9 protein-coding genes are annotated in these 7,145 nt (G+C 72.4%); 5 read left to right on the top strand and 4 right to left on the bottom strand.

The features are described 5' to 3' along the window. Positions 1–21: 21 nt before the first annotated feature. On the bottom strand, positions 22–885 hold the full coding sequence (locus ABYE80_RS14865; RefSeq protein ID WP_372791069.1) for a deoxyribonuclease IV: 864 nt from the start codon (positions 883–885) through the stop codon (positions 22–24). Positions 886–909: 24 nt separating this feature from the next. On the opposite strand from ABYE80_RS14865, the gene gltX reads away from it, so the two are divergent. Further along, positions 910–2,244: a glutamate--tRNA ligase gene (gltX, locus tag ABYE80_RS14860; protein WP_372791068.1), complete on the top strand. Its 1,335-nt coding sequence runs from the start codon at positions 910–912 to the stop codon at positions 2,242–2,244. Between the two features lie 151 nt (positions 2,245–2,395). Next, a complete protein-coding gene (locus tag ABYE80_RS14855) occupies positions 2,396–3,478 on the top strand; it encodes an HDOD domain-containing protein (protein WP_372791067.1) in 1,083 nt (360 codons plus the stop codon). On the opposite strand, the gene ABYE80_RS14850 is transcribed toward ABYE80_RS14855, so the two are convergent. Then, positions 3,450–3,812, bottom strand: a complete 363-nt coding sequence (locus tag ABYE80_RS14850; protein ID WP_372791066.1) for a VanZ family protein — start codon at positions 3,810–3,812, stop codon at positions 3,450–3,452. The two genes, ABYE80_RS14855 and ABYE80_RS14850, sit on opposite strands and share 29 nt — an antisense overlap. A gap of 55 nt (positions 3,813–3,867) precedes the next feature. Between ABYE80_RS14850 and ABYE80_RS14845 the strand changes: the two genes are divergently transcribed. Further along, positions 3,868–4,260, top strand: a complete 393-nt coding sequence (locus tag ABYE80_RS14845) for an Rrf2 family transcriptional regulator (RefSeq protein ID WP_372791065.1) — start codon at positions 3,868–3,870, stop codon at positions 4,258–4,260. Positions 4,261–4,343: 83 nt separating this feature from the next. Continuing rightward, positions 4,344–5,279: a cysteine synthase A gene (cysK, locus tag ABYE80_RS14840; RefSeq protein ID WP_372791064.1), complete on the top strand. Its 936-nt coding sequence runs from the start codon at positions 4,344–4,346 to the stop codon at positions 5,277–5,279. Between the two features lie 46 nt (positions 5,280–5,325). Here cysK and ABYE80_RS14835 read toward each other — a convergent pair whose 3' ends face one another. Beyond that, the gene (locus ABYE80_RS14835; RefSeq protein ID WP_372791063.1) at positions 5,326–5,907 is read right to left on the bottom strand and encodes an RBBP9/YdeN family alpha/beta hydrolase; all 582 of its coding nucleotides are present in this window, start codon (positions 5,905–5,907) and stop codon (positions 5,326–5,328) included. A gap of 22 nt (positions 5,908–5,929) precedes the next feature. Here ABYE80_RS14835 and cysE point away from each other — a divergent pair, with 22 nt between their 5' ends. Further along, the gene (gene cysE, locus ABYE80_RS14830) at positions 5,930–6,676 is read left to right on the top strand and encodes a serine O-acetyltransferase (RefSeq protein ID WP_372791062.1); all 747 of its coding nucleotides are present in this window, start codon (positions 5,930–5,932) and stop codon (positions 6,674–6,676) included. A gap of 4 nt (positions 6,677–6,680) precedes the next feature. On the opposite strand, the gene ABYE80_RS14825 is transcribed toward cysE, so the two are convergent. Then, the coding region (locus ABYE80_RS14825) for a queuosine salvage family protein (protein ID WP_372791061.1) at positions 6,681–7,145 on the bottom strand (465 nt) is incomplete at its 5' end.

Genomic DNA, 7,145 nt, shown 5'->3' with positions numbered 1-7,145 from the left:
TGCCTGGCGCGGTGCCGCTCGTCAGGAAGCGCGTGTGGCGAGGCCCTCCGTGCGCATCTCCCGGGCGATCTCGAGGTCGCGCGCCACGACGCCCTTCCCCTCGACGCCCGGGCCCTCGAAGATCATGGGCAGGCCCTCGAAGCGCGGCTCGCTGAAGAACGCGACGCAGCCCTCGCGGCCGATCTCGCCCTCCCCGAGCGGGGCGTGCCGGTCGCGGTTGGACCCCAGGCCGGTCTGCGAGTCGTTGACGTGCAGGCACCGCAGGCGATCGAGGCCCACCTGCTCGTCGCAGTCGTCCAGGACGGCCGTCAGGGCCTCGGCGGTACGGACGTCGTAGCCCGACGCCAGGAGGTGGCAGGAGTCCAGGCACAGCCCCAGGCGCTCGTCGCCCCCGGCGGCCTCCAGCAGCGCGGAGAGCTCGCCGAAGGAACGGCCGAGGGTGCCCCCGGTGCCCGCGGTGTCCTCGAGCAGCAGATCGCAGCCGGCCGTACGCGCGAGCGCCTCGCGCAGCGTGTCGCCGCAGCGGGCGATCGCCTCGCCGACGTCCCCGGTCTTCGCGGACCCGGGGTGCAGGACGACGCCGGCCGCGCCGATCCCGGCGCCGATCGTCAGCGCCTGCACGAGGGACGTCAGCGACTTCTCGCGCAGGGCAGGATCGTCGGTCGCGCAGTTGATGAGGTAGACCGCGTGGATGACCACCTCCTGGATCCGTGAGGCTGCCATCGCGTCGCGGAACCGCGCGAAGTCCTCCTCCCCGTAGGCGGTCGGCTTCCACATCCGCGGCGACTGATTGAAGATCTGGATCGCGTCGCATCCGATGTCCTCGCCGCGGGCCACGGCCTCGTGCAGCCCGCCGGCGGTCGAGACGTGACAGCCGATCAGCACGTCGGCCTCGTAGTGTCCAGGCTCATGAGGGTTCGCTTCGCTCCATCTCCGACCGGCGCGCTGCACATCGGCGGCGCGCGTACGGCGCTCTACAACTGGTTCGTGGCCCGGGGGTCCGGGGGGACGCTCGTGCTGCGGATCGAAGATACCGACCGGGAGCGATCGACCCCCGAGAACGTCGAGCAGATCCTCGACGCCCTGCGGTGGCTGGAGCTCGACTACGACGAGGGACCGATCAGCCAGGTCGAGCGCTCCTCCCGGCACGCCGAGGTCCTCCAGCAGCTGCTGGACCAGGACCTCGCCTACCGCACGACCGCGACCGCGGAGGACGTCAAGGCCTACAAGGCGCAGCACGGCGCCGACAAGGGGTTCCGCGGCCGGCCCGAGGCGGAGGGCGCCGTGCGGCTGCGCGTGCCCGAGGACGAGGAGCTCGTCGTCCACGACCTGATCCGCGGTGACACGACCTTCCGCACCGTGCATCTCGACGATCCGGTGATCGCACGGGCCGACGGCACGGCGCTCTACAACTTCGCCGTGGCGATCGACGACCACGACGCGCGGATTACGCACGTGATCCGCGGGGAGGACCACCTCTCCAACACCCCGAAGCAGCTGCTGGTCTACCGGGCCCTCGGTGTCGACCCGCCCGCCTTCGCGCACCTGCCGCTGCTGCACGGACCCGACGGCAAGAAGCTCAGCAAGCGCCACGGCGCGGCATCGGTGCAGGAGCTCCGCGCCGAGGGCTACCTGCCGGCCGCGATCCGCAACTACCTCGCGCTGCTGGGCTGGGGTGACGCCGACGACGAGACGATCATCACGACGGACGAGCTCGTCAAGCGCTTCGACATCACGCGGGTGTCGAAGAACCCGGCCCGCTTCGACGTCCAGAAGCTCCGCTGGCTCAACGGCCGCTACCTGCGCGAGCTGTCCCTCGACGAGCTGACCGCGGCGCTGGAGGAGCACACCGGCAGGACCGGGCTGCGCTCGGTCGTCGAGATCTCCTGCGAGAAGATCCAGACGCTCGCCGACTTCTGGCCGCTCGCCGGGTTCTTCTTCGACGGCCCGACGACCACCGACGCCAAGGCCCGGGAGCAGTGGCTGGGCGACGACGGTCGCGCCGCCCTGGGCGACGCCCGCGGTGCGCTCGCCGCGCTGCCCGAGGACGGCTTCACCGTGGAGGAGATCGACGTGGCGCTCCGCGCCGTGGTCCAGGCGCGCGAGGCGAAACCCAAGCAGGTGTTCCAGCCGGTCCGGGTCGCGCTCGCCGGGACCACCGTCTCGCCGGGCATCTTCGAGACGCTCGCGGTCCTCGGCCGTGACGAGTCGCTGCGTCGCATCGACGCCGCCCTCGGCGGCTGATCGCCCGGCCTGCGCTGCCTGCAGGGACAACGCGGAAGGGCCGCCGAGTGCCGGCGCGCCCGGGCCGGGAATTGGGGCTCAATCATCCGTCCAGTTCTGCCGATAACAGGAACGTCCCCCCGTCCAGTCCGATGGAGACGTCACCTTCCTCATGAACACGAGCCCAGCCCTGATGACCCCGGCATCCGCCGAGAACGCGGGCGCCCAGCGTCACCACAACGAAGGTCACGGACGGCGGCTCACCGCGGCGTTCGAGGCGCTCGAGGCCTTCCCGGCCCTGGCGGAGTCGCGCAACCGGCTCCTGCACCTCGTTCAGCAGGAGCGGGTCTCCGGCGGTGACGTGGTCGCGGCGGTCGAGAGCGACGTGGCGCTGGTCATCGCGGTCCTCCGCCTGGGCAACCAGGTCGAGGGCAAGACCCGGGGCAAGGTCGAGAGCGTCGTCCAGGCGGTCGACCTGCTGTCGCCGGAAGCGGTCCAGGCGCTCGCCAGCCGCGCGCGGACCTTCGACTTCTTCGAGCGCAGCGCGGTCTGGGACGCGGCGCCCGAGCGCTTCCGCCTGCACGGCGTCGCCACCCAGCGGGCCGCCGACCGCCTCGCCACGGAGGCCGGCTACGAGGACCGGGACCGGCTCATGGTCACCGCGCTCCTGCACGACATCGGCAAGCTCGTGCTGATGCACGCCTACCCGGGCTATCCCGCGAAGGTCCACGGGGACGCCCGCACGCCCGAGGAGCGCATCCACCGCGAGCGCCGTGAACTCGGCGTCGACCACGCTCTCGTCGGCGGCGTCCTGGCCCGGCGGTGGGGCCTCCCCAAGGCCGTCGCCTCGGTCATCGAGCGCCACCACGCCGATGACGCATCCGGTGAGGCGGCCTTCGTCCGACTCGCCGACATGCTCGCCCACTACGCCCAGGGGCTGCCGGTCTCGCCGACCGAGCTGCTGAAGACCGCCCGGGTCATCGGGCTCGGGCCCAGCGAGCTGCGGTCGGTGCTGTACGACCTCCCGTACCCGCAGACCGGCCGTACCCGGCAGATCGATCCCTGCCCGCTGAGCGGTCGCGAGGTCGAGGTGCTCAAGCGTCTCGCCGAGGGCAAGGTCTACAAGCAGATCGCGCTCGAGCTCTCGCTCTCGACCAGCACGGTCCGCACCCACCTGCACAACATCTACGGCAAGCTCGGCGCCGTGGACCGCGCACAGGCGGTCCTCATGGCGACGGAGCGCGGCTGGCTCTGAGGCGGCGCCGCCACAGCGCGCTCGCGATCAGGACACCGGTCGCGTCGATCAGGACGTCGACCGGTGTGCCGTGGCGCCCCTCGACGAACGTCTGGTGCCATTCGTCGCTCGCCGCGTAGGCGATCGCGATCGCGGCCGCCGCCAGCGGACGGGCCGGACGACCCAGCGCGCGCAGCCACAGGAACCACAGCAACCCGTACTCGGTCATGTGGGCCAGCTTGCGCAGGACGAGGTCCCACGTGCCCAGGCCGGAGCTGAGATCCGGCTGCGCCGAGAGCGCGAAGATCAGCGCCATGAGCGCCAGTGGGGGTGCGAAGCGGCCGACGAGTGCCATACGATCGAGCGCGGAAGCGTAGTGCGCGTCCCGCGCAGCGTGTCTCCCGTCCCGCATGATCTCGATCACCAGCAAGAGCCCCTATGCCGTCAAGGCCCTCGCCGAGCTCGCGCGGGTGGGTGACGAGGCGCCGGTACCGATCGGCGAGCTCGCACGGCGCCGCGACGTGCCGGTGCAGTTCCTGGAGCAGCTCTTCGCCGTCCTTCGCCGATCCGGCGTGCTGAAGTCCCAGCGCGGAGTGAAGGGCGGGTACTCGTTCGCCCGCGATCCGTCGACGGTGACGGTCCTGGAGGTCGTCGAGCTGCTCGACGGTCCGCTGGGCCGGGATTCCGAAGGGATCTTCGAGGAGGCGTCCCGTGCCGCGCGCGACGTGCTCTCGGGCGTGACGATCACCGACGTGGTCGATCGCGAAGCGCAGTCCGCCGGACAGTCGATGTACTACATCTGAGGCGTGCTGCCCGCCCGCCCACCGATCGCACTAAGGTCCGCGAGCATGCTGTCCGTTCGCAGACCTCCCCGGCCGGACCGTTGATGGGCGCGATCCCCGTCAACATCGCCGAGCACATCGGGCGCACCCCGATGGTCCAGCTCAGCCGCATCGTCCCGGCCGAGCACGACGTGCAGCTCTTCGCGAAGCTCGAGGCGTACAACCCGGGTGGCTCGGTCAAGGACCGCATCGGCATCGCCATGGTGGAGGCCGCCGAGGCCGAGGGCCGCATCGAACCGGGGCGCACCACGATCGTCGAGGCCACCTCGGGCAACACGGGCATCGCCCTGGCGTTCGTCTGCGCCGCCAAGGGCTACGACCTGGTGATCACGCTCCCCCAGGGGATGAGCCGGGAGCGCGAGGCGCTGCTGCGGCTGTACGGCGCCCGCGTCGAGATCATCGAGTCGATGGGAGGCATGAACGAGGCCGTCGATGCCGCGCGCAAGCTGGCCCGCGGCTCCGACGTGTGGATGCCCGACCAGTTCTCCAACCCGGCCAACCCCGCCGCCCATCACGCGACGACCGGCCCCGAGATCTGGGAGGCGCTCGACGGCGACGTCGACGTCTTCGTCGCCGGGGTCGGAACGGGGGGCACGGTCTCCGGCGTGGGCCGCTTCCTGAAGGAGCGCGACCCCTCGATCCGTGTCGTCGCCGTCGAACCCGAGAGCTCCCCGGTGCTCTCGGGTGGCCGGGCCGGGCCGCACCGCATCCAGGGGATCGGCGCCGGCTTCGTCCCGGCGGTGCTCGATCGCGGACTGCTCGACGAGACGCTCGCCTGCCCGGACGACGACGCCGTCTCGACGGCATGGGCCCTCGCACGGACCGAGGGCGTGCTCGCCGGGATGTCGTGCGGCGCCGCAGTCTGGGGCGCGCTGCAGATCGCTGCCCGCCCCGAGTCGCGCGGGCTGCGGATCGCCACCGTCCTCCCGGACTCGGGGGAGCGCTACATCTCCGCGGCGTTCTTCCAGCCGCCGGCGTAGGGCCGGTCCGTCACGCGCGCCGCTGCCCGGTAGGGCGGCGGTGTGCTCATGCGACGACGTCGCGCCGGCGTCCCGTCACCCAGTCCGCGAACGCGGGCCAGGGGCCGTACCCGGCCTCCGGGTTGAGGTGGCCCGCCCCCCGGATCACGTCGGTCTCGATGCCGAGCGTGGCGCCCCAGTGGTGCGCCGCCCCCGTGCCGGGGCAGTAGACGTCGTTGTCGCTGCACACGAGACGGGTGCTGTCCGCCGCCGCGGCGATCTGCGCCGCATGGGCCCCGGTGGGGAAGAAATCCGCGAGCTCATCGATCCGGCAGCCGGGGCAGGGCGGGGCCACGAGGACGACGCGGTGCACCCGGTCCTGCGGCCGCACGCGGCGCGCCTCGCGAAGCCACAGGACGCAGCCGAGCGAGTGACACACCACGATCCGCTCCCCGTCGTGGCCGAGCGCCGCGAGCTCCTCGTGCAGCGCACGGCCCCACCGGTCCGGGCACGGCGTCCCGCACTCCGGTAGCCGCGGGTAGCGCACGTCGACGCCCTGCTCGCGGAGGACCTCCGCCAGCCACGTCTGCCAGTGATCGGGGCCCGACCCCTGCCACCCGTGCAGGATCAGCACGTGTCGCGGTTGCATGCGCTCGCTACCGTATCCGGCCATGTTCGGACTCGGCACCATGGCGCGGGTCGTCGGCGAGGTCCGCCGCGACGTCCGCGCGGTCCACGAGCGGGACCCCGCCGCCCGCGGTGTGACCTCGGCCGAGATCCTCCTGAGCTGGCCCGGCGTCCACGCGCTCCTCGCCCACCGGGTGGCGCACGCCATGGACGACGTCGGCGTCCCGGTCGTCCCGCGGATGATCGCCAACGCGACGAGGACGCTGACGGGCATCGAGATCCATCCGGCGGCGCGGGTCGGACGTGGCCTCTTCATCGACCACGGCATGGGCGTCGTGATCGGGGAGACGGCCGAGGTCGGGGAGGACGTGACGCTCTACCAGGGCGTGACCCTCGGAGGGACCGGCTTCGCGACGGGCAAGCGGCACCCGACGGTGGAGGCCAACGTCACGATCGGCTCGGGGGCGAAGCTGCTCGGACCCATCCGCATCGGGCACGGCGCGAAGATCGGCGCGAACACCGTGGTCATCCACGACGTGCCGTCCAACTCGACCGTGGTCGGCAACCCCGGCCACCCGGTCCGCGTGGACGGCCGGCGGCCCGAGGGACCGGACGCCGACTGGGTCCACCTGCCGGACCCGGTCGCCGACGCGATCAAGGGGCTCGCCTCCCGGATCGGCGCGCTCGAACGGGCGGTGGCCGAGTCGACCGGCGAGAACGCGGCGCACGCGGGCAAGGGCGACGTGCGCCCGCTGCGACCCAAGCGCGGGCCGAACCCGGCGGGAGGCTGAGGGGCTAGTAGGCCACGCAGCGGCAGCGGTGCCGTGGCCTGGCCTTGTAGGACGGCTCCTGGCCGCGGTTCCACAGCCAGGTGTCGAGGACGCGTGGCGGGACACCGGTGCGCGCGGCGATCAGCTCGCACGCGTGGACGGCACAGGCGCGGATCTCCCGCTCCCACGGACCGGGAGGGAGCAGGCGCTCTGCGTCGACCCACTGCGCGAGACCCGGGGCGTACGCGAGGACGCCGTCGCAGCGCAGCACGTGGGGCACGAGGTTGTCGGCGAAGATCGTGAGGCGGTCGAGGTCGTGGAAGGACGCGAGGCCCGCCAGCGCGAGGTCGTTGGGCACGATCTGCGCCCGCTTGGCGAACCCGGGATCGGCGAACAGGGCCATGCCCTCCGCCAGCGCACGGGCGAGACGGTCCGCCGAGCCACCCGCCTGGGCGACGACCGCGAGGACGTCCCGGTCACCGAGGAACCG

Origin of the sequence: Paraconexibacter sp. (assembly GCF_041602235.1) — a bacterium.
Taxonomy (GTDB): Bacteria; Actinomycetota; Thermoleophilia; order Solirubrobacterales; family Solirubrobacteraceae; genus Paraconexibacter.
This window is presented reverse-complemented; position numbering and strand designations above follow the sequence as displayed.

Bases quoted from the DNA above. Each gene is read 5' to 3' on its own strand.
- ABYE80_RS14835 (WP_372791063.1), bottom strand. From the start codon at position 5,907: ATGCAACCGCGACACGTGCTGATCCTGCACGGGTGGCAGGGGTCGGGC.
- cysK (WP_372791064.1), top strand. From the start codon at position 4,344: ATGGGCGCGATCCCCGTCAACATCGCCGAGCACATCGGGCGCACCCCG.
- gltX (WP_372791068.1), top strand. From the start codon at position 910: ATGAGGGTTCGCTTCGCTCCATCTCCGACCGGCGCGCTGCACATCGGC.
- ABYE80_RS14845 (WP_372791065.1), top strand. From the start codon at position 3,868: ATGATCTCGATCACCAGCAAGAGCCCCTATGCCGTCAAGGCCCTCGCC.
- ABYE80_RS14850 (WP_372791066.1), bottom strand. From the start codon at position 3,812: ATGGCACTCGTCGGCCGCTTCGCACCCCCACTGGCGCTCATGGCGCTG.
- cysE (WP_372791062.1), top strand. From the start codon at position 5,930: ATGTTCGGACTCGGCACCATGGCGCGGGTCGTCGGCGAGGTCCGCCGC.
- ABYE80_RS14855 (WP_372791067.1), top strand. From the start codon at position 2,396: ATGAACACGAGCCCAGCCCTGATGACCCCGGCATCCGCCGAGAACGCG.